The following is a 21,277-nucleotide window of genomic DNA, read 5'->3' as shown; positions in this document are numbered from 1 at the left end:
GAATTAGCAGGGGGAGATCGTGGTGAGAGAGGTTTTCTGTTCAGCCTAGAGCAAGGAGTGTACGAGCCACGAGTGTGAGCGGGCTCGCGGCTTCGCCTCTCGCTGCCGAAAATACAGGGGTTTCTCCGCTGCGCAGGACGATAAGGCCGACCTGCTTCGGTCGAAATGACGCGCCTCGTGGGAGGGGCAGTCTCTTGTTAGTGGCCCATTTGTTCGGGGGAGGGTTTTGCGGCTTTGGTGGGGAGGCGCATGATGAACGGAAGCGGGATGAGGCAGAAGATGACCCCGGCGAGGAGCGCGAAGGCGTTTTTGTAGCTGAGCATCGAGGCCTGGCGCAGCATCTGCTGATAGGCATAGCCGACGGCGGCCTGTGCGGCCTGAGCGGCGGTCATGCCTTGCTGCTGCAGAGCGGTTGTAGCTGCGCCGATGTACTGGTTGTAACCGTAGTTGGCTGTACCGCTGTGCGTGATGAGTTGCTGCTGGTGAGTCTGGGCGGTACGGGCGAGGAAGGTGGTGAGCAGGGCGGTGCCTGCGCTGCCGCCCAGGTTTCTGGCGAAGTTCGAGAGGCTGGAGATCTGGTTCATCTTGTTCTGCGGCACGCCGACGTAATTGAGGGTGCTGATGGGAATGAAGACCAGAGGCAGACCGATGACCTGCAACATGCGCCACTGGGTGATGGTCGCGAAACTGGTGTCGAGCGTGAGGCGCGTAAGGTTGTAGAGACCTACGGCGGTGAGGAAGTAGCCGATGGCGACGAGGACGCGTGGGTCCATTTTGCCGATCAGGCGACCAGCGACGAACATCATGAACATCATCACGAAGCCTGCAGGTGATAGCGCCATGCCTGCGAGTTGCGCGGTGAAGCCAAGCAGGGTCTGCATGTACTGCGGGATGAGAACGGTGGAGCCGAAGAGCACCATGCCGAGGATCAGCTGCAGGAATACGGCGGTGCCGAAGTTGCGGTTCTTGAGCAGCTTGAGGTCGACGATGGGATCTTCGTGGTTCCACTCCCAGAAGACGAAGGTGATGAGCAGAATGGCCGCGAGGCAGGCGGCGGTGACGATCATCTGCGAACCGAACCAGTCTTTTTCCTGACCCTTGTCGAGGAAGAACTCGAGAATGCCGACGCCGGAGGCGACGAGGGCGAGGCCGGTGAAGTCGACCTTCGCTCCTCGGGCGGCTTCGCGGCGGGCGACGAGTGCCGGTGGGTCTTCGACCATGCGTGAGCTGAGCCAGAGCGAGAGCAGGCCGACGGGCAGGTTGATGAAGAAAATCCAGTGCCAGTTGAAGTTGTCGGTGATCCAGCCGCCGAGGGTGGGGCCGATGGCAGGAGCGACGACGACGGCCATGCCGTAGACGGCGAAGGCCTGTCCGCGTTTTTCGACGGGGAAGGTGTCGGCTAGGATCGCCTGCTCGGACGGGGCGAGACCGCCACCTCCAGCGCCCTGCAGAATGCGGGCGATGATGAGGATGGGAAGACTGGGCGCGATGCCGCAGAGCAGCGAGCAGACGGTGAAGACGGCGACGCAGGTAAGGTAGAAGCGCTTGCGGCCGAAGCGGTCTGAGAGCCAGCCGGAGATGGGAAGCACCACGGCGGAAGAGACGAGGTAGCTGGTGAGCACCCAGGTGGCCTCATCCTGCGAGGCTCCGAGCGAGCCGGCGATGTGCGGCAGGGCAACGTTGGCGATGGAGGTATCGAGGACCTCCATGAAGGTGGCCAGGGTGACGGTGAGGGCGATGGCCCAGGGGTTGTGTTTCGGTTTCCAGCTTGCGTCGTAGGCCATAGAGTCAAAGCGAGGAGCGCGTGGCTTTCTTTTGTATATCAGCTTCCTGATATAGGATATCAGGAAGCTGATATACGATTCATCGTATTGCCATGAAAGAAGAAGTTTCAAGACCGCGGCTCGAACGAATTCACCTGCTGAAGGAGATACTGCAGGCGTACAGAGTCGTGCTTGAGGAAGAACTGCGGCCGTATGGCATTACTGCGACGCAGCTACGGATGCTGTGGGCGGTGCAGTCCAGCCCTGAGGCTAGCGGTGCCGAGATTGCGCGAGAGTGCCTGGTGACGCCACAGAGCGGGCAGGCTACGCTGGCACGGCTGGAAGAGGCCGGGTGGATCACGCGGCGGCATAGCGCGAAGAACGACCGCGTGCTGGTTGCGGAGATGACGGTGAAGGGGAAGAAGATTCTGCTGAAGGCTCGAGAGATTGCGGAGCGTCTGGAGCGGAAGATGTGGGCCGGGATGAGCGAGGCGGAGCTGTCGCAGGCGGATGCGGTGTTGAGACGTGCTCTGGCGAGACTGAACGAGGGCGTGTAGTCAGTCGGAGCCCATGGGAGCATTCAGGTCACACCTGGCTTATCCTCAGGGGGTAAAGCCCATGTTTTCTGGGGTTCTTGATGTACGGGCTAAAGCCCGTACCCTTCGAAGCGCGCCGTACGCTTCAACGCGGGCCTTTGCAGAGAGTGTTCACAGAAAAGGTCGAGGCGCTTCGAAGATTGAAGCGCCTCGTTCCGTTTGGGCTAGAGCTTGGCGGGGGTGCCGGGTGTGGAGAAATCCGTGAAGACTAGCTCGGAGAGGGACTTTCGCTCGCGCGGTGCGAGTTCCATCTTCTTCATGGAGTCGGGGAGGGATTCGGGATCGCCGAGATAGCCCATGGCCCAGACGGCGCCTTCGGTGTATTCGGCGGGGAGTCTGAAGTGGGTGCGGACCTTGTCCTTGTCGTAGCCAGCCATGCCGTGGGTGTGGATGCCGAGCGCGATGGCCTGCAGGCACATATTCGCGGAGGCGGCGCCGGTGTCATGGAGCGCCCAGGCGTTGTTGCTGCCATCTTTGGAGGAGGTGGTTTTGGCGAGGGTGAGGACGAGGACGGGCGCGGACTTTGCCCAGTTCTGGTTGAACTCGACGAGGCAGTCGAGGATCTTGGTGTAGGTCTCGTCGCCCTTGTGGCCGATGAGGAAGCGCCAGGGCTGCTCGTTCGAGGCCGACGCGGCCCAGGAGGCGGCGGTGAAGATCTTGCGGAGATCTTCGTTGCTGATGGGCTTGTCGGCGAAGGCGCGCGGCGACCAGCGGTTTGCAATGAGTTCGTGGATGCCGGTGGAGGCGGGGACTTGCTTGATGTGTTCGAGGTCTGGCATGAATGCTCCTATACCGATTTAGATGCGATACGAGAGCCGCAGAGTCGATGAAAATCTGTGATCGCGCCGATCGAACGGCTGAGACTAGCCGACGAGGTGGCCCATCTTTTCGTGCTTGGTCTGGAGGTAGCGCTCGAAGGTGGGTTCAGAGGGGATGGCGGCGGAGACGCGTTCGGTGACGCGGATGCCGGCGGATTCGAGGGCGGCGACTTTTTCCGGGTTGTTGGTGATGAGGCGGACGGCGGGGATGTTGAGGGCTTTGAGGATTTCGGCGGGGAGCTCGAAGCCGCGGTAGTCGGCGCGGAAGCCTAACTGCTCGTTGGCTTCGATGGTGTCGAGGCCCTGGTCCTGGAGTTCGTAGGCGCGGAGTTTGGCCATGAGGCCGATGCCGCGGCCTTCTTCCTGCTCGTAGAGGAGTATGCCTGCGCCTTCCTGGGCGATGAGCGAGAGGGCGAGGTGGAGCTGATCGTGGCAGTCGCAGCGCAGGGAGTGGAAGGCGTCGCCGGTGAGGCACTGGGAGTGGATGCGGATGATGGGGGCGATGGGATTGCCGCTGGCGTCTTTGGCGTGGAGGTCGCCCATGGTGAGGGCGACGGCGTTTTCGACCGGCTTGCGGTTGGGGTCGGTGCCATCGGTGAGGCCTTCGAAGCCGAGGATGCGGAAGTGGCCCCAGCGCGTGGGGAAGTCAGCGTCGGCGACCTTGCGTACAGAACGGAACGACATAGCACCATTATAGATTCGGGGGAGCAGGGAAGGATTCAGGAGGGCGAATCAGGTTTGGGGTGCAGTCGCGTAGAGTAGAGGCGTGTATGCAAGCGACTCCAAACTGATTCTGATTTCGTTGCTGGTCGAGCTTGGCGTCGCGGCGGCGCTGGCGAGTTCGCTGGCGCGTAGCAACCGGTTCAAGCGGTTGCTGCTGATGGTGGATCGTGGGCCGAAGCAGACATTGCAGCTGATCGCCTGGATCTGCACGCCGATGATGCTGGGCGTGCTGGTCCGGGTGCGCGTGCGGGACTTTCTGGCGGCCGATCTTTCGTTCGAAGTGACGGCGATTCTGGGGCTGCTGCTGGGGCCTTGGTGGGGGATGCTGGGCGGCGTGATTCTGGCGCTGCCTGCATTGAAGCATGGCGAGTACTTCTCCGTAGGCGTGAATCTGATCGTCGCGATCATCTTTGGTGCGTACAGGAGATTCACGAGCGAGGACGAGATCTGGCTATTTACGCCGCTGATCGATCTGAGTATCTATCGGTGGGTGATGCGGACGGTGACGCGGCCGCATTTGGACGGGCAGATCTTTCTGCTGGTGCTGATCTCGCTGACGCAGTTTGGCACGAGCCTGCTGAGCCATTTTTATCCGCATCGGTACTTCGAGCTGTACTCGAATACCTGGTATGTCGAGCTGCTGATCTGTGCATGCGCGCCGGTGGTGGTGGGGATTCCGCTGAAGATATGGAATGCGGTGCGGGTTGAGAAGAAGCTGGAAGAGCAGAGCCGCCTGCTGCTGGAGGCGCGGCTGGATGCGCTGCAGCGGCAGATCAATCCGCATTTTCTGTTCAACACGCTGAACTCGATTGCGTCGCTGGTGCGAAGCCGACCGGACCTGGCGCGCGAGATGATCGTGAAGCTGGCGAACATTCTGCGGGCGTTGCTGCGGGATCGCGATGCGTTTGTGCCGCTGGAAGAAGAGCTGGCGTTTACGGATGACTATCTCGACATCGAGGTGGTGCGGTTCGGGTCGAAGCTGAAGGTGGTGAAAGAGATTGCCGAGGACACGCTGCCGGTGGTGGTGCCCAGCATGGTGCTGCAGCCGCTGATTGAAAACAGCATCAAGCATGGGCTGGAGCCGCGCATCAGCGGAGGTACAGTGACGCTGCGCAGCCGTATTGTGGATGGGATGTTGATGCTGGAGGTGGAGGACGACGGTGTGGGCATTGAGCCAGGAGGGCCGACGACCTCTGCGGTGAGCGGAGTGGTGCGCGAGGGTTCAGGCATTGGTATGAAGAACGTGAAGGAACGTATGCAGGTGCTGTACGGAGATGCCGCACAGGTGGAGCTGGTGAGCAGGCCCGGCAGAGGGACGCGCGTGCGGCTGACTATGCCGATCGCCGAGGTGGCGGACAGTGCGTGGTTTGGCAGACCTGCGGCAGAGGCGGCACGATGATGAGCCTGCAAAAAGCAGGTCCTTCGCCTGCGGCTCAGGATGACAAAGGGTTGAAGGATTGAAGTTGGGTTCACTTTTTCAGAACAAGCGCTTTGTTAGAATGAAGATCTTGGTGGGCAACTAACGTTATGGCAGAACTGATAGAGACGATAGCCGGAGCGACGGGGAAGACCATCGCCGTGGACAGGCGGCCCAAGCTGCAGGACCGATTGCAGCACCGGATTGCGCTAGGTGGTAGAGGTTCGAGCGATATTTTGAACAAAGGAAGACAGAGGAAGACGATGACTGAGATTGTGTCGATCCATGCGCGAGAGATCCTGGATAGCCGCGGTAATCCGACCGTAGAAGCCGATGTAGTGTTGGGCGATGGCGTGCGTGGACGCGCGGCGGTTCCGAGCGGAGCTTCGACCGGCGAGCACGAGGCCGTTGAGCTTCGCGATGGCGACAAGAAGCACTACCTGGGTAAGGGCGTGCTGAATGCGGTCGATAACGTCGAGAGCATCATCGCGCCGGAGCTGATTGGCATGGACGCGACCAACCAGAAGCTGATCGATGCCACAATGATCGCGCTGGATGGTACGGACAACAAGGGCAAGCTGGGTGCGAACGCGATCCTCGCTGTGTCGATGGCGACAGCGCGGGCGGCAGCGCAGGCGCTGCACATGCCGCTGTATCGCTATCTCGGTGGCGTGAATGCCTGCATTCTGCCGACTCCGATGATGAACATTCTGAATGGTGGCGCGCACGCCGACAACAATGTGGACTTCCAGGAGTTCATGGTGATGCCGGTGGGTGCGGAGACGTTTTCGGACGCGCTGCGTTGGGGTACAGAGGTGTTCCACACGCTGAAGGGCGTGCTCAAGAAGAAGGGCTACAACACCGCTGTTGGCGACGAGGGCGGCTTTGCACCTTCGCTGAAGAGCAACGTGGAAGCGCTTGAGGTGATCCTCGAGGCTATCGAGCTGGCAGGCTACAAGGCTGGCGAAGAGATTGCGATTGCGCTGGACCCGGCTTCGAGCGAGTTCTACGACAAGAAGAGCGGCAAGTACGTCTTCAAGAAAAGCGACAAGAGCGAGAAGAACAGCGAGCAGATGGCGAGCTACTGGGAGAGCTGGGTTCGCCAGTATCCGATCATCTCGATCGAAGATGGTCTGGCTGAGGATGATTGGGACGGATGGCGTTTGCTGACCGAGAAGATTGGCAAGACGACGCAGCTGGTGGGCGACGATCTGTTTGTGACGAACACGAAGCGGTTGCAGAAGGGCATTGAGGAGAATGTCGGCAACTCGATTCTGATCAAGGTAAACCAGATCGGTTCGATCTCGGAGACACTCGATGCGATCGAGTTGGCGCGCCGGAACGGCTACACGTCGATCATCTCGCACCGTTCGGGTGAGACCGAAGACACGTTCATCGCGGACCTTGCTGTGGGTACGGGTGCTGGTCAGATCAAGACGGGTTCGGCCTCGCGCACGGACCGCATTGCGAAGTACAACCAACTGCTGCGGATTGAAGAAGAGCTCGGGCAGACGGCGGAGTTTCTGGGTAAGCTTTCGATCAACTGCGCGTAAAAATGCGGAGCAGGAACGATGATCGTTTCGTTCGGGTCGAAGGATACAGCGGCGTTCCATGCCGGCGAGCGTGTGAAAGCGTTCGACGGCATACGCCGTCCAGCGGAAGCTAAGCTTGACCGGCTGGACGCAGCGCAATCCTTGCACGTGCTGTCCGCACTGCCTGGAAACCGTTTCGAAGCATTGAAGGGTGACCGTGTTGGGCAGTACAGTATCCGTATCAACGATCAGTGGCGGATCTGCTTCCGCTGGGACGAAGAGCGTCGCGGATTCGCGGATGTTGAGATTGTGGACTACCACTAGGAGACGAAATGGCGAGACTCGCGATACATCCCGGTGAGCAACTTCAGGACGAACTGGAAGCGATCCCTCTGACAGCAGAGGAGCTGGCTGAAAAGCTTAGGCTCTCTTTGCCGGCGCTAGACGATCTACTCCAGGGGCGTTCTAACATCTCAGCCGACACTGCGCTACGTCTCGGTCATTTCTTTGGAACCGGTGCTGAGTTCTGGATGAACCTGCAGGCAATCTACGATCTGCGTGTAGCCGAAGCCCAACAAGGCGAAGCCATCAAAGCATTGCCCACCCTGAAGCAGCCTGTCGCAGCCTAAGGCCGCGTAGGTCCTCGACTGAAAGGAACCATGCGAAAGAACGGACCGGTCATCCTGACCATTCTCGACGGCTGGGGATATCGCGCCGAGACGAATGCCAATGCCATTGCCCTTGCTCGCAAGCCTACGTACGACAGGCTCATCCGCGAGTATCCGAATACGTTGATTCGCGCGAGCGAGCACTTCGTTGGTCTGCCGGATGGGCAGATGGGCAACAGCGAGGTTGGGCATCTGAACCTCGGTGCGGGGCGCGTGGTGCGCATGGATATTACGCGCATCGATACGGCGATCGCTTCGGGCGAGTTCTTCGAGGATGCGACGCTGTTGAAGGCGATGCATCGCGCGGCTGAGGGCGATCATGCGCTGCACCTGATCGGTCTGGTGAGCGATGGTGGTGTTCATGCGCATGTGAGGCACGTGTATGCGCTATTGAAGATGGCAGCGCAGCAGGGTCTGAAGAAGGTTTTCGTGCATGCGTTTATGGATGGGCGCGATACGCTGCCGACGAGTGGCGCGGGGTATCTGGAAGAGTTGCAGCAGAAGTTTGTGGAGTACGGTGTCGGCAAGCTCGCGAGCGTGAGCGGACGGTACTTCGCGATGGACCGCGACTATCGGTGGGAGAAGGAGAACAAGGCCTTCCGAGCGATGGTGACTGCGGATGCTCCGGGCGGCAAGTATGTCGATGCGGTAGCGCGCGTGCGCGAGAGCTACAACAACGAGATCACCGATGAGTTTATCGAGCCGTTTGTGTGTGTGGATGGCGAGGGCAAGCCTGTCGGTCCGATCGATGATAACGATGCGGTGATCTGCTTCAACTATCGCGCGGACCGCGTGCGACAGATTACGCGTGTGCTGGCGCGGCGTTCGGGGCTGAACGGAGCGATGGGCATGGATCTGCCGAAGGCGGATGAGCTCGAGTCGGAGATCCCGATGACGAGCGTCCCGCAGAATCTGCTGTACGTGACGATGACGCAGTACGATCCGAAGTTCAAGCTGCCGATGGTGATTCCGCCGGAGAGCATGGATAATCTGCTGGCGAATGTGATGGCGGTGGCGGACCTGCGCAATCTGCGCGTGGCGGAGACGGAGAAGTACGCGCACGTGACGTACTTCTTCAATGGCGGTATTGAGAAGCCGTTCGCGGGCGAAGAGCGTGAGCTGGTGCAGTCGAAGAAGGTGGCGACGTACGATCTTGCGCCGGAGATGTCGGCGGAGGGGATCGCCGATGTCGTGGTGCGGTCGATCACGGACACGGCATTCGATGTGATTATCGTGAACTTCGCGAACGCGGACATGGTGGGTCACTCGGGCAAGATTGAGCCGACGGTGAAGGCTGTGGAGTGCGTCGATGCACAGCTGGGCCGCATTTACGCAGCGGTGAAGCAGCATGGCGCGAGCTGGATTATCACGGCGGACCATGGCAACGCGGAGATGCTGATCGATCCGGTGAGCGGAGGACCGCATACGGCTCATACGACGAATCCGGTGCCGTTCCTTCTGGTGACAGATCAGGGTCGGAAGATCGGTGTGCGTGAGGGCGGATCGTTGCGAGATATTTCGCCGACGGTGCTTGGGCTGATGGACATCGAGCTGCCGAAGCAGATGACCGGTGGCGATCTGCGGGTTGTGCCGGGGATTTAGCGAGAGCGCAGATAGAAGACAAAGGCCGCCATCCGAAGATGACGGCCTTTGTGTTTGGCGTGAATGATTAGCTATCGGGTGAGGCGCTGCTCAAAGAGTTTGAGGAACTTCGGTTCGTCGACCTTGAGACAGACGTTGGCGTTGGGTGCGCCGGGGGTGCGGTGGGTGAAGCCCTTGTCGTCGATGTCGATGTGCAGGGGCTGGGTGGGGCAGACGGAAGGATCGTCGGCGTAGGCCATGGCGACGGGGTCGTAGAGGATGGGCTTGGGCTTTTTGGCTTCGCGAACGAGTTCGGCAAGAGCGCGGGAGAGGCCGGTGGGCCGGGCGAAGATCTTTGCGCTCATCGCCGGCGTGAGCGGCACCTGCGTTGAATCGAGCGGCATCATGAAGACGGGGACGCCTGAAGCGAGGAGCTTGCGGGCGTCGGCGGGATCGCAGCGGATGTTCCATTCGGAGGCAGGCTTGGTGGCAGCACCAGGATCGTCGTCGTAGCCGCGGACGATGGAACCACCCATGAGAACGACACGCTTGAGCAGACGAAAGCCTGCGGGGTCGCGGCTGATGGCTGCACCGATATTGAAGAGCGGGCCGAGCGCGACGAGGGTGACTTTGTGTGGGTAGGCGTGGGCGGCAGCGAGGATGAGGTCGGCGGCAGCGGTCGGGGGCAGTGTGTGGGTGTCCGCGTGGGCGTAGGCTGCCTGCGTGAACGGGCCGCCTGGCTTGGTGGGCACGCCAGCGGCTACGGAGAGGATCGGTGCGTGGGCGTCCTGCAGGAGATGGAGGACGAGGTGCTCGCGGAGCTGCGTGTCGCCGAAGGTGGTGGTGATGCCGAGGAGGTGAAACTGGGGTGTATGGAGGGCGTAGCTAATGGCGAAGGCATCGTCAATGTCGTCGCCGATGTCCGTATCGATGACGACCTGTTCGGCTTCGTGATTTTGTGCGTGGGCAGGAAGCGCGGCAAGAGCCATAGAAGCACTGAACAGCAATGTTCGGAGCGTGAGAGCGGAGAGGCGCGTAGCAGTGGAGAGACGCATGCTTCATTCTGCCAGAGTCTTCGCGGTGTTTGTCGCATCAAGCGGGCTGTTGTCGGCCGTGGATAGAACGGTCTAGTATCAAACGCTGAGGTGAATATGGCGGATTTCCTGACGCGAAGAAAGCTTGTCTCACTGGCAGGTTCCATGGCTGGAGCTGCGGTGTTGAACCGCGTGGCCTGGGCTGCTCCGGTGACGGGCATGACCTATGGGGTGCAGATGTTCATGCTGCGTGAGCAGGCGAAGACCGATCTGCCGGGCGTGTTCAAGGCTGTCCACGAAGCGGGGTTCGCGCAGATTGAGACCTATCCGATCGCGTACCGCGAGCCTGCCGCGAAGCTGCGGCGGATGATTGGGGATTCGGGTCTAGGCGCAGTCTCCGGGCATTTTGATTACGACGGTCTCGAAGGAAGGCTGGAGTACGCGCAGGCGCTGGGGCTGAAGTACATGGTGTGCCCGATGTTGCCGAAGGACCAATGGACGTCGCTGGCGGGATTTCGTAAAGCTGCTGATTTGTTCAATAAGGTCGGCAAGGGTGCGCGTGATCGCGGGATGCAGTTTGCCTTTCACAATCACTGCTATGAGTTCAAGCCGATGGAGGGAAGCAACGGCTTTGCCGTTCTGATGGAGCATACCGATCCTGCGCTGGTGAAGCTGGAGCTGGACTGCTACTGGCTGACGCAGGCCGGTCAGAACCCCTTGCAGATCCTTACACAGCATGCAGACCGCGCCGTGCTGATCCATATGAAGGACCGGCTGCCGAATGCTCCGGTGGGTTATGACATGGATGCGCCGCAACACTTTACGGAGCTTGGCAGCGGCACGATTGCGTGGCCTGCGATTCTTGAGCAGGCGCGGAGGCAGGGGATTCAATATGCGTTTCTCGATCAGGATGGAACGTCGCTACCGATCCCGGTGAGTATGCGCAAGAGCCGAGCGTATCTGCGGTCGATTTCAGCCTAGGGCGGGGAGAAGACAAAAGTGAAGGTCGCCACGGTGTGTGGCGACCTTCACTTTTTCGGGGTTGGTTCAGATGCGGATGGAGCTGAGCATCTCGGCAACGTTACTGCGCCAGCGTTGCAGCTCTACGCGGTCGCCAATCTTCAGCTGCTGGGCGGCCTGGGCGAGGGTGATGCGCTTGGAGTAGAGGTCGTCGGTGACGCGGTCGGCGAGGTCGGGAAGAAAGAGGTCTTTGCCGTCCTGCCCGGCGACGCGTTCGTGCAACGCGCTGGAGTGGTACAGCTCGAACTTCTTCTGTTCGCCGAAGTAGCCGTTCTGCACGACGTGGACGGCGCTCTTCGGCATCAGGTCCATATATTCCGCGAGCAGGTCGAGAGAGTCGCGCTGACGGTTGATGACCCAGAGGGTGATGAGAGGCCGACCCAGCTCCTGCAGGGCGCCTTGAAGGATGGCACCGTGCTTGCGGACGCCGTCGTTGTTGCGAGCGGGCGTGTTCACGACGACGGTCTTGAAGGAGGGTGATTCACAGGTGTTGACGAGCTGAATCCAACCGTCGACGTCGTCGAGATCGACCTGTTCCGCGTCTAGCGCGCGGCTGTAGGACTTGAAGACATCGGGGTTGCTGGGGTCGGCATCGACGAGTTTGACCATCTGCTGTTTGGACGCGAGGTAGTCCAGCACAGCCATGGAGGTAAGAGATTTGCCAACGCCACCTTTGCTGCCACTTACGAAGACGATGGGAGCATTCATGGGCTTACCTTCTAGGGAAGAGATAGGATCGGTGGTCATATTCCCGCGATGATACCAAGTTGCCGTGGATTCTGCGTTGAGGTAACGAAGCGCTGCGTTCAGCTCAGGACATTAATGGTGCCATCGTGGGATTTGGTGAAGGCGTGCAAGACGTTGCCGTCGGCTCCGACGTGGCGCAGGGTCAGTTTGTCGGGGGTGGACTCCATGTGGGTGAAGCCATAGACCTTTTTCGCGTAGGGGCCGCGCTGGTCCTGGGTAATCCTGAGGTCGTATAGGTCGGCCCCGCCTGCGCCCGAGCAGACGAAGGAGGTGGGGTGGCCTTCGAACTCGAGGTGCTGCAGGTCGTGATCGTGCCCGGCGAGATAGAGCGGTACTTTGTGTTTGCGAAGCAGGGGCTCCCATTCGGCGATGAGGGTCTTGTGGTCGCCGTGCGGGCCGTCGGAGTAGATGGGATGGTGGCCCATGACGACGGTGAAGGGTGCTTTGGTGGGCTTGGCGAGCTCATCTTCAAACCACGCCAGCTGCTGTGCCTGCTCCTGCGGCGTGAGGGTGAAGTCGACGGCGTTGCCTTCCTTGATGGGGTGGTAGACGTTGCTGTCGAGCGCGATGACGTGCATGTGGGGCAGGTCGAAGGTGTACCAGAGGGAAGGCTGTGTCCAGCGCGTGTTGCCGCGTGCGGAGTAGGCGAGCTCCGTGTCGCGCTTGTTCACGTTCTGGGGCATGTGCTGGTAGTCGTGGTTACCCATGATGGAGTAGGCCTTGCCGGGGAAGACGCTGGCCGGGTACATGCTTTCGAACTGATCGTGGAAGCGAGGGCTGTCGACGCCACCATCGAGCGGGCCGTACCAGGCATCGCCGAGCATGAAGATGGCGTCGGTCTTGAGGTGGTTCCTGGTTGCGTATTGCGCCATGGCGTTGGCGACGCTGCGCTGGCCATCGTAGACCTTTTCTCGGCCCCAGTCGCCGAACATCAGCACATGATGGGCTGCTCGATCGGGAGCGGCGAAGGCCCGGCCGAAGCTGCTGCTGGCTGCGAGGGCGCTGAAGGCGAAGGTGCTGCGGAGGAATTGGCGGCGGGTGGTCATAGCGCTCCGTGGGTGATCGAGGTGATATGTAAGAAGCAGATTCCCTGCGGGAATGACAAGCCAGAAGAGCGAACTTAGAGGGGTCGCCGGCCTTCCATCGCGCGGGTCATCGTAACTTCGTCTGCATATTCAATATCGCTGCCCGCGGGCACTCCTGTGGCGATGCGGGTGACTTTTAATGCAGGATTCAACTTGTGGACCTCGTCGGCCAGATAGCGGGCTGTCGCTTCGCCTTCGACGGTGGGGGAGTCGGCGAGGATGAGCTCTTCAGCGTTCTGGAGGCGCGGCCACAGGTTGTTGAGCCGCAATTGTTCCGGGCCGACGCCGTTCACGGGCGAGAGCGTGCCGTGGAGCACGTGATAGACGCCGTTGTAGCTGCGGGTCTTTTCTACCGAGGCGATGTTCGTTGGCTCTTCGACGACGCAGATCACATGCTGGTTGCGCGTTGGGTTGGAACAGTAGGTGCAGGGATCGACGTCGGTGATGTTGTTGCAGAGCGAGCAGAGGTGGAGGTGCTGGCGCAGGCTGAGGATGGAGGCGGAGAGTGCAGCGGCGTCGACGTCGGAGGAGCGCAGGATGTGGAAGGCATAGCGCTGCGCGGTCTTTGTGCCGACACCGGGCAGCTTGCGGAGCTCGTCGATGAGCCGTGCCATGGGTTCGGCGAAGCGAGTGGACATAAGAGGCAGGCAGTAGGGATAGAGAGTAGGGAACAGGTTTAGTCGCGGAGGTCGATGATGTTGCTGATCTCGGCCGAGAAGAGATCCATGGCTTGCTGCACGAGCGGATGTTTCTGGGCGAGCTCGGCGGCTGAGCCGCTGCCGGCGGCGCGGGGTTTGGACTTGGCCTTTGCGGCTGCAGGAACTCCGGGGAGCAGCTGGAGCTTGAGGTTGCCGACGTTGGCTGTGCGCAGGGAAGCCTTGAGGATGCGGTCGGCTTCGGCGTTGATGAGGACGGGCAGCATCGTCTTCGAGAGCGTGGTCTGGATGGTGAGGGTGTCGCCGTTGAGGGAGAATTCAGCGTCTTCGATCTGTTCGGAGGCGGAGGTCTGACCTTTTACTTCGGCGAGTGCGCGGGCGAGAGTGTGCTGCAGTGCTTCGAGATCGAGGCCGTTGTCGGAATCGTTGGGCTTCGGGGAGGTTTGTGCGGGTTCAGTTGCTCGCTCGAATGACGTGATCGTGGGAGCAAAGGTCGCCGGAGCTTCGACAGCTTTTACGTCGGGCAGAACTGTTGTGAACGCTGGTGCTATCTCAGCGGTCGCAACGGGCAGTTGCTCGATGACGGCTGGGGTATCAATCTTTGCAGCGACTTCTTTTGTGGGTGCGGACACCACGAGCTGCGGACCTTCGTTGGAGACAGACTGCTTCTTCGGCTCTGGCGCGAGGGCCATCGACCCTGCAGTGACTGGCTTGGGCGCAGTCGCGGCGGCCATGGGAGCGATGGATGGAGCCGCGGTGCTGTTCCATGCCGCAGACGCAGAGGGCGTTGGAGCGGACAAAGTGGGAGTTGGCGAAGGGGCGGAAGCGGCAGTGGTAGATGTGCTGCGCAAGGAGGAGGAGGCGCCGTCGCCGAGGGAGGTGTTGCGGGGAGCAGAGATGGCCGAGGGCGTTGTCGTCGGTGTCTTGGCTGGCTTGGCTCCGAGCTGCGACAGCAGTTCTTCGATGGGGACGAGGCGCTGGACGTGGACCAGCTTCAGCAGGCCGAGTTCGAGATGGAAGCGCTGCTCCTGCCGATAGCCGAGCTCGTCGAATGTACGCAGGACGATGGAAAGGAAGCGCGAGAGTTCTTCTTCGGTGAAGAGTGCAGCGGTGCGCGCGGCGCGGTTGCGCTCTTCGGGGGAGATCTGCAGGAGGTCGGCGGCGATGCCGGTGGCGGGTGTTTCCGGGGTGAGGCCTGTGATCTTTGCGACCACGCAGTTGCGGAGATAACGCACGAACTGGCGCGCGAGTTGGGGGGCACCGTTGCCTGCATCGAGGAGGCGACCCACGACGGCGAGGACGTCGGCGGAGTTATTGGCGTGGACGGCTTCCATCACCTGCTCGTAGACAACGTTCGAGACTGTGCCCATGAGCTCGCGTACCTGCCCAGTTTCGAGCAGAGGACGGCCGTCGACGACGGGCGCAGAGGCGATCGCCTGGTCCATGATGGAGAGGGCGTCGCGCATGGAGCCGTCGCCTGCTTCGGCGAGCAGAGAGAGCGTCGCGTCGTCGGCGTGGATGTCTTCTGCCGTGGCGATGGTGCGCAGCTGGCCCATGATGTCGTCGAGCTTGACGGCGTGGAAGCTGAAGTGCTGGCAGCGCGAGCGGATGGTCTGTGGAATGTCTTCAGGCTGCGTGGTCGCCATCATGAATACGATGTGGTCGGGTGGTTCCTCCAGTGTCTTGAGCAGCGCATTGAAGGCTGCGTCTGTGATCTGGTGGGCTTCGTCGAGGATGTAGATCTTGTACTTGTCGCGGCTGGGGCGGTAGCGGGCCGCGTCGCGCAGCTCGCGGATCTCGTCGATGCCGCGATTCGTGGCGGCGTCGATCTCGATGACGTCGGTGGCGTTGCCCTGGCGGATTTCGAGGCAGCTCTCGCAGGCATTGCAGGGCTCGGGGGTGGGGCGGATGGCCGAGCCGATTTCGCTGCGGCAGTTGAGAGCGCTGGCGAGGATGCGGGCGATGGTCGTCTTGCCGATACCGCGGTGGCCGCTGAAGATATATCCATGCGCGATACGTCCCTGCGACAGGGCGTTCATCAGGGTGCGGGTGACGTGGTCCTGCCCGATGACGTCGCTGAAGAGCTGCGGGCGGTACTTACGGGCGAGAACTTGATAGGCGGCCATCGAGAACGATTGTAGCTCTCGCGCTTGTGGGAGGCGTATCAGGAAAATAGGTTTGACCGTATGCACAACCTTCACAACCCCAGCCGAGATACACGCATCTACCTGATTATGAAAAAGCTAATTCTCAGCCTCTTCGCAATCCTGTTCCTGGCACCGCTGGTACCTGCGGCGAGCGCTCAGGTTGTAGTCCGCGTTGGACCCCACGACAACCACCACCGTCATTGCTGGTACAGCCACCATCACCGTCATTGCCGCTAGGACCTTCGCTGGTCTAAGCGCACGGTAACAATGACACGAAAGCCCGGCTTTGAGGACTCCTCAAGGCCGGGCTTTCTTGGGTCTGGCAATAGGTTAGCTGTCTTTGCGATAGAGCATGTTGCGCATGGCATCGCGGCGAGCTTCGTTAGCCTCGCGCTTGGATTTAGCGTCGAGCGACCCCATAAGGTCGGATGGGCCGGAGGTTTCGGCGTCGGGAGCGCTGCACTCGGGACAACGGTTGGCGTAGCCGGGCTTGTCGGGCTTCAGTTCGAACTCTTCTTCACAGGCGACACAGGTTTTGATTGGGAACGGCATAGGGCTTTTATTTTACGACGGTTTGTGGTGGTTTCTTCCTTGCCGCGCTGCCGGCTTTGCGGGCAGCGCGTCTGGCCTGACGCTTGACCTCTTCTTCCGAGAACATTGTTCCCCGGCACTGCGGAGCGCCGCAGTAGCAGTCGGCGGTCGGATCGTCCGAGTCCCACAGGTTGTATTCGTAGACCAGCTCCTCACCCGCAGCGATGTTGCGGATGGCGCGGATGTAGATGCGTCCGCCAATATCCTCGGTCTCGCAGTTTGGATCGCAGGAGTGGTTGAGGAACATGGCGGTGCCGAAGCCGTCGATGACCTCGCCCTTGTCACCGAAGCCGAAGAGGTACGTTACAAACCGGTCTGCGTAGCGTTCGTCGGCCAGCTCCTTGCTGATGCGCGCGCCATCGTACTCGGCAAACCGCTTACCCTTCCTGATCGGGTCGAGCGTAACGCAGCCCGCGGCATGGATGGAGGACGAACGGACAAGAAGACGGGGCGAGCGGGAAGTGGAGGCCATTGGCCGGAGTATAGCAAGAGCACGGAGTAGGAAGCAGGGAGTAGGGGGAGGGAGTAGAGATTTGCGTGGGGGGTGCAAAGTGCAGAAGCAGATTCCCTGCGGGAATGAAAAATAAGAAGTCTACCGCTCGCATGAAACACAAGGTCCCCTGCGGAAAGGACAAATAAAAAGATCTCCCGCTCGCATGAAAGAAGAAGATCCCCTGCAGGAGGGACAAAGCAAGGAGGGGCACTACTCCATCTACCCAGCTTTATCGTCTAATAGTGAATATGAAGCGAGTACAGACAGCGATGCGGTTGGCGGTGGTGGCAGGAGCGATGGGATGGACAGCTGCGGCTGTTGCGCAGACGGACGCGCCGACACCACAGCAGCCCGCATCCTCGACGAACGGGCAGAGCCCTGCATCGAAGCGCACGGGCGACTGCTACATGCCCGATGCGAACGGTAAGCAGGTACTGGTTCCTAATTGTGGGGATCCCGATGCTGGTTTCTCGCCTGCGGATCGCAAGCAGGTGACCCCCGGTCAGACGGCAGACCCGGCGAAGGATTTTCCGTTCCCGGGAGAGACGCCTGGCGATGCCACGAAGCCGAATTCCGGTCAACAGACAAACGCTCCAGCTCCTGCGGGTGCGAACGATCCCTCCAAGGCGTTCCCGTTTCCCGGTGAGAGCAGCGCTCCGTTGAGCGACAAGGATGAGAAGAGTCCGTTGAAGGATGCGGGCAGCTCGGGTGATTCGTCAAGCTCATCGAGCAGTTCTTCCAGCAGCTCGTCCTCGAGCAGCGACAGCGGGCTCTCTGGCCTGCCCGACGATCCGAACACCAAGGGGCCGCTCGCCGACGACGATACGGTGATCAAGAAGCCACGCAAGAAGCTGCCGCCGGTGGTGGTGCAGACGGAGGCGGATCGCGTATCGGAAGACCTGGGTGTGTATGGCTTCTACATGGCGGATAACAACTTTCGCGGTGCTTTCCTGCGTGCTACGGATGCCGTCGACCACGCCCCTGACGATCCGAACGCGCATTTCGCGCTGGCTGAAGTGGCCCGGAAACTCGGCAAGCTCGACCAGGCCCTGACCGAGTACAAGAAGACCCTTACACTCGATCCCGTTCCGAAGGACAAGAAGGCAGCCGAAAAGGCGATCAAGGATATGGCAGGGAAATCTTAAGGGCAGTGAGAATACGAGAGTGAGACGTGGGAAAAGCGAAGGCCGCCTTTGAGGGCGGCCTTCGTCACTTCTGGCTTCTCGCTATCTAGTACTGGGTGTCGCGGCGTATCTGATCCCGGAGTGCGTCTTCCGCTGCCGTGTGTGGCGGAGGTGGCGGGGCGGCGGCAGCGGCGATGGCGAGGCGGCCCTTCCAGTAGCGGACGAGCAGCAAGATGCCGACGATGCCGAGCACGAGGACGAGACCCGGAATGTACCAGGTCGTCTGGTCGAAGAAATTACCACGGAGGGGAGCGGCGAGGACTACAGCTCCGTTCTTGTCCGCGAACCAGGTGAGGATTGCGGACTCGGACGCTCCGCTGTCCACTTGAGCGTGAAGGTCCTGGATGAGGCCGGTAGAGTTGGGGCAGCCGACATGGTTGCACTCCAGCAGAATCTCGGAGCAGCCGCAGGTACACATCAGCTTGTGGCCGATCTTATCGAAGCGTGTGGACGGGTCGCCCGCGCCCAGCATACTGAATGCGGCGACCAGTAGAACGACGATATGGAGAGAACGCTTATACACGCGGAACCTCGGAGGCAGGGAGTGCCGACGACGCGTACGCGGATCCTGGGCCTGCTGCAAAGTTAGACGAAGGCAACGGCAATGTAGCCTCGACTCGCTTCGATGCGGGCAACAGCGGTGGCACCAGTGCGAGTGCCGTACCCAGGATCACGATCAGTACGCCGATCCAGATCCAGTTCACGAGCGGGTTCAGGAAGACCTTGATGATAGGGCGACCGGAGTCGGCGTTGCGACCTTCGAATACGACGTAGAGATCGGCCGCAAGCGTGGAATGGATGGCAACCATCGTTGAGACCTGCGCGTGGTCGGTGTCAGGGAAGTAGACGCGGCGCTCGGGGGTCAGGCGCGTGATCTTCTGACCCTTGTGGAAGACATCGAGTAGGGCGAAGTCAGTGTCGTACTGCGGGTTGGAGTCCTGTGAGAAGGACTGGCAGACGATCTTGTAGCCGTTGAGAGCGAGGCTGTCGCCATCGCCCATCTCCAGTTCCTTCGACTGATTGAAGGCCGCGCCCGCGAGACCGATGAAGAGCAGCACGATGCCGAAGTGGATGATGTAACCGCCGTAGCGGCGGGTGTTGCGGCGGGTCAGCAGGAACGCTGAACCGAAGAGGTTTTTGCCGGTCTGGGTGCGAACGACGCCCGCACCGCGCAGGAACTCGGAGGTGATGGCCGTGATGACGCCTGCACCGAGCGAGAAGCAGACAAGAGCGTAGATGGAGCCGGTGGGGTCGTCGTCTTTCCACGGACGAACACCCGAGGCCATCAGGCCGAGCGCTGTCGCGAGGACCGCAGTGCAGGGGATGATGAAGTTACGGCGGATGGTGCGAAGCGAGGTCGCGCGCCAGGCCAGCAGCGGGCCAACGCCGGTGAGGAATAGTAGGAACAGGCCGATCGGGACCATCACCTTGTTGTAGTAAGGGCCGACGACGGTGATCTTCGAGCCGGTGAAGAACTCCGACAATACGGGCAGCAGCGTGCCATAGAGCACGGTGAAGCAGGCTGCGAGCAGCACGAGGTTGTTGAAGAGGAAGGAGCTCTCGCGGCTGACGATGGATTCGAGCTGGTTCTCACTCTTCAGGTGCTCGTTATGGAAGAAGAAGGTGAAGAGGCAGATGCAGACCACGATCACGAGGAAGGTGGTGAACCAGGAGCCAATGTCGCTTTCAGCAAAGGCGTGGACGCTGCTGACAAGGCCGGAGCGAGTGAGCAGCGTGCCGAGGATCGTGAGCATGAAGGTGACGAAGATGAGCCACACGTTCCAGCGCTTCATCATGCCGCGCTTCTCCTGCATCATGACGGAGTGCAGGAAGGCGGTGCCGCCGAGCCAGGGCATCAGCGAGGCGTTTTCAACGGGGTCCCAACCCCAGTAGCCGCCCCAGCCCAGCACGGCGTAGGCCCAGTGCATGCCGAGCATGATGCCGCAAGTGAGGAAGAGCCAGGTAACCATGGTCCAGCGGCGGGTGATGGCGATCCACTTCTCACCGGGGTAGCGCATCATCAGAGCGCCAAGAGCGAAGGCAAAGGGGACCGAGAAACCGACGTAGCCGAGGTAGAGCATTGGCGGGTGGATCGCCATCTCGGGATATTGCAGCAGGGGGTTTAGACCGAATCCATCTGCCGGAGCGATGCCTCCGGGAACCAGCGCAAACGGAGGCACCTTGAAGACCAGCAGCGAGAGGAAGAAGACCTGGATGCCGGCGAGGATTGTAGAGGCGTAGGCGTAGAGGGTGACGTCGTTCTTGTGACGCAGGCGCAGCACGAAGGCGTAGCCGCTGAGCAACAGGCTCCAGAGCAGCAACGAACCTTCCTGCCCGGACCAAAGGGTAGAGATCTTGTAGCCCCAGTAGAGTGCTTTGCTGGAGTGGTGAAGGACATAGTCGACGGAGAAGTCGTCGGTGGTGAAGGCCCAGATGAGGGCGAAGGCTGCGCCGAAGACGGCGACGAAGCTGGCGAGGCCTGCGCGCCGCGCTGTTTCGCGAAGAAGATCCGCAGGGATGGCGAGTTGCCGCTTTCTGGCGATCGCCCATAGCGAAAGGGTTCCGATCACGAGACAGTAAGTGGACAGGACGAACGCCAGCAACAGCGCAAAGCTTCCGAATGACGGCATGGGATGAGACATGTGCTTGGGGCTTCCTTCGCCTACTATTCTCTCAAACTTGGCGTACGAGTGCGCGTAGCGAAGGCGCAGCGGTGCGATCTTCGAAGCGAAGCTTGAGAAAGGTTGAAGGAGGAGCTAGTTTGGCAGAGAGGGTTCGGACGAGCTGCCGACGCCGTTCAGCAGATCGCGCACCGTGCTGAGAAGGTAATCCGGCATCACGGGCTTGAGGCGGAAATGCACGTTCAGGTGGCCGTACTCTTCTTCGGCTTCGGCAAGGCCGCTGATAACGAGTACCGGAAGCTCCGGAGCAAACTCGCGCACGTGTGCCACGAATTCGAGTCCGTTCATACCCGGCATAATGTGGTCCGTGATGATGAGATCTACCGGCGCAGCCAGTTCACCACTGCGAAGCTGATCGAGCGCACGCTCGGGATTCAGGGTCACGATTACGAAATATCCGCCGCGTTTCAGAATCGCTTGTCGGGTGGCGGCTTGGATAGCGTTATCGTCGATCAACAGCAGCGTTGCAGGCATCGGTTATCCCGGTGAAAGTAGGCTGACCTGACGGAAAATGGCAGGGATAGCGGTCTCTCATCCTCTT

The 21,277-nt window shown here is 60.7% G+C and carries 21 protein-coding genes; 8 read left to right on the top strand and 13 right to left on the bottom strand.

What is annotated here, in order from left to right; genetic code table 11:
• Positions 1–197: 197 nt before the first annotated feature.
• Complete coding sequence (locus OHL14_RS05350) at positions 198–1,784, bottom strand: DHA2 family efflux MFS transporter permease subunit (RefSeq protein WP_263378292.1); 1,587 nt, start codon at positions 1,782–1,784, stop codon at positions 198–200.
• Between the two features lie 92 nt (positions 1,785–1,876).
• Here OHL14_RS05350 and OHL14_RS05345 point away from each other — a divergent pair, with 92 nt between their 5' ends.
• Positions 1,877–2,320: a MarR family winged helix-turn-helix transcriptional regulator gene (locus tag OHL14_RS05345; protein WP_263378291.1), complete on the top strand. Its 444-nt coding sequence runs from the start codon at positions 1,877–1,879 to the stop codon at positions 2,318–2,320.
• Positions 2,321–2,523: 203 nt separating this feature from the next.
• Here OHL14_RS05345 and OHL14_RS05340 read toward each other — a convergent pair whose 3' ends face one another.
• Both OHL14_RS05340 and ribA read right to left on the bottom strand, forming a co-directional pair.
• Positions 2,524–3,138 (bottom strand): nitroreductase family protein, encoded by a 615-nt coding sequence (locus OHL14_RS05340; RefSeq protein WP_263378290.1) that lies wholly within the window; start codon positions 3,136–3,138, stop codon positions 2,524–2,526.
• Positions 3,139–3,222: 84 nt separating this feature from the next.
• The gene (ribA, locus tag OHL14_RS05335) at positions 3,223–3,861 is read right to left on the bottom strand and encodes a GTP cyclohydrolase II (RefSeq protein WP_263378289.1); all 639 of its coding nucleotides are present in this window, start codon (positions 3,859–3,861) and stop codon (positions 3,223–3,225) included.
• Between the two features lie 82 nt (positions 3,862–3,943).
• Here ribA and OHL14_RS05330 point away from each other — a divergent pair, with 82 nt between their 5' ends.
• The 5 genes from OHL14_RS05330 (at position 3,944) to gpmI (ending at position 9,119) form a co-directional block, all read left to right on the top strand.
• Positions 3,944–5,299, top strand: coding sequence for a histidine kinase (locus OHL14_RS05330; protein ID WP_263378288.1), 1,356 nt, complete (start codon positions 3,944–3,946; stop codon positions 5,297–5,299).
• A 281-nt stretch (positions 5,300–5,580) separates the two neighbouring features.
• Positions 5,581–6,870, top strand: a complete 1,290-nt coding sequence (eno, locus tag OHL14_RS05325; RefSeq protein WP_263378442.1) for a phosphopyruvate hydratase — start codon at positions 5,581–5,583, stop codon at positions 6,868–6,870.
• An 18-nt stretch (positions 6,871–6,888) separates the two neighbouring features.
• Positions 6,889–7,173 carry a type II toxin-antitoxin system RelE/ParE family toxin gene (locus OHL14_RS05320; protein WP_263378287.1) on the top strand — a complete coding sequence of 95 codons (285 nt, stop codon included), beginning with the start codon at positions 6,889–6,891 and terminating at the stop codon, positions 7,171–7,173.
• An 8-nt stretch (positions 7,174–7,181) separates the two neighbouring features.
• Complete coding sequence (locus OHL14_RS05315) at positions 7,182–7,478, top strand: HigA family addiction module antitoxin (RefSeq protein ID WP_263378286.1); 297 nt, start codon at positions 7,182–7,184, stop codon at positions 7,476–7,478.
• Between the two features lie 30 nt (positions 7,479–7,508).
• Positions 7,509–9,119: a 2,3-bisphosphoglycerate-independent phosphoglycerate mutase gene (gene gpmI / locus OHL14_RS05310; protein ID WP_263378285.1), complete on the top strand. Its 1,611-nt coding sequence runs from the start codon at positions 7,509–7,511 to the stop codon at positions 9,117–9,119.
• Between the two features lie 71 nt (positions 9,120–9,190).
• Here gpmI and OHL14_RS05305 read toward each other — a convergent pair whose 3' ends face one another.
• Positions 9,191–10,153 (bottom strand): nucleoside hydrolase, encoded by a 963-nt coding sequence (locus tag OHL14_RS05305; RefSeq protein ID WP_263378284.1) that lies wholly within the window; start codon positions 10,151–10,153, stop codon positions 9,191–9,193.
• A 96-nt stretch (positions 10,154–10,249) separates the two neighbouring features.
• Between OHL14_RS05305 and OHL14_RS05300 the strand changes: the two genes are divergently transcribed.
• Entirely contained in the window at positions 10,250–11,113 is an 864-nt protein-coding gene (locus OHL14_RS05300; protein ID WP_263378283.1) for a sugar phosphate isomerase/epimerase family protein, read from the top strand.
• Between the two features lie 66 nt (positions 11,114–11,179).
• Here OHL14_RS05300 and OHL14_RS05295 read toward each other — a convergent pair whose 3' ends face one another.
• The 6 genes from OHL14_RS05295 to OHL14_RS05270 all read right to left on the bottom strand — a co-directional run bounded on the left by OHL14_RS05295 (position 11,180) and on the right by OHL14_RS05270 (position 16,850).
• Positions 11,180–11,899, bottom strand: coding sequence for a nucleotide-binding protein (locus OHL14_RS05295; RefSeq protein ID WP_263378282.1), 720 nt, complete (start codon positions 11,897–11,899; stop codon positions 11,180–11,182).
• 59 nt (positions 11,900–11,958) lie between these two features.
• Complete coding sequence (locus tag OHL14_RS05290) at positions 11,959–12,945, bottom strand: metallophosphoesterase (RefSeq protein WP_263378281.1); 987 nt, start codon at positions 12,943–12,945, stop codon at positions 11,959–11,961.
• Between the two features lie 74 nt (positions 12,946–13,019).
• Positions 13,020–13,622, bottom strand: coding sequence for a recombination mediator RecR (gene recR, locus OHL14_RS05285; protein ID WP_263378280.1), 603 nt, complete (start codon positions 13,620–13,622; stop codon positions 13,020–13,022).
• Between the two features lie 38 nt (positions 13,623–13,660).
• Positions 13,661–15,766 (bottom strand): DNA polymerase III subunit gamma/tau, encoded by a 2,106-nt coding sequence (gene dnaX / locus OHL14_RS05280; protein WP_263378279.1) that lies wholly within the window; start codon positions 15,764–15,766, stop codon positions 13,661–13,663.
• Between the two features lie 351 nt (positions 15,767–16,117).
• Positions 16,118–16,339 (bottom strand): hypothetical protein, encoded by a 222-nt coding sequence (locus OHL14_RS05275; RefSeq protein ID WP_263378278.1) that lies wholly within the window; start codon positions 16,337–16,339, stop codon positions 16,118–16,120.
• Positions 16,340–16,346: 7 nt separating this feature from the next.
• Entirely contained in the window at positions 16,347–16,850 is a 504-nt protein-coding gene (locus OHL14_RS05270) for an SET domain-containing protein (protein ID WP_263378277.1), read from the bottom strand.
• Positions 16,851–17,119: 269 nt separating this feature from the next.
• Here OHL14_RS05270 and OHL14_RS05265 point away from each other — a divergent pair, with 269 nt between their 5' ends.
• The gene (locus OHL14_RS05265) at positions 17,120–18,016 is read left to right on the top strand and encodes a tetratricopeptide repeat protein (protein ID WP_263378276.1); all 897 of its coding nucleotides are present in this window, start codon (positions 17,120–17,122) and stop codon (positions 18,014–18,016) included.
• An 85-nt stretch (positions 18,017–18,101) separates the two neighbouring features.
• Here OHL14_RS05265 and OHL14_RS05260 read toward each other — a convergent pair whose 3' ends face one another.
• The 3 genes from OHL14_RS05260 to OHL14_RS05250 form a co-directional block, all read right to left on the bottom strand.
• Positions 18,102–18,578, bottom strand: coding sequence for a cytochrome c-type biogenesis protein CcmH (locus OHL14_RS05260; RefSeq protein WP_263378275.1), 477 nt, complete (start codon positions 18,576–18,578; stop codon positions 18,102–18,104).
• Positions 18,571–20,697: a heme lyase CcmF/NrfE family subunit gene (locus OHL14_RS05255; protein ID WP_263378274.1), complete on the bottom strand. Its 2,127-nt coding sequence runs from the start codon at positions 20,695–20,697 to the stop codon at positions 18,571–18,573. The genes OHL14_RS05260 and OHL14_RS05255 overlap by 8 nt, the downstream gene beginning before the upstream one ends.
• A gap of 114 nt (positions 20,698–20,811) precedes the next feature.
• Positions 20,812–21,210 carry a response regulator gene (locus OHL14_RS05250; protein WP_263378273.1) on the bottom strand — a complete coding sequence of 133 codons (399 nt, stop codon included), beginning with the start codon at positions 21,208–21,210 and terminating at the stop codon, positions 20,812–20,814.
• Positions 21,211–21,277 lie beyond the last annotated feature (67 nt).

This window comes from Granulicella paludicola, from assembly GCF_025685545.1.
Classification (GTDB): domain Bacteria; phylum Acidobacteriota; class Terriglobia; order Terriglobales; family Acidobacteriaceae; genus Granulicella; species Granulicella paludicola.
Note: the sequence above shows the minus strand (reverse complement) of the source record. Positions and strands in the feature narration are given on the sequence as shown.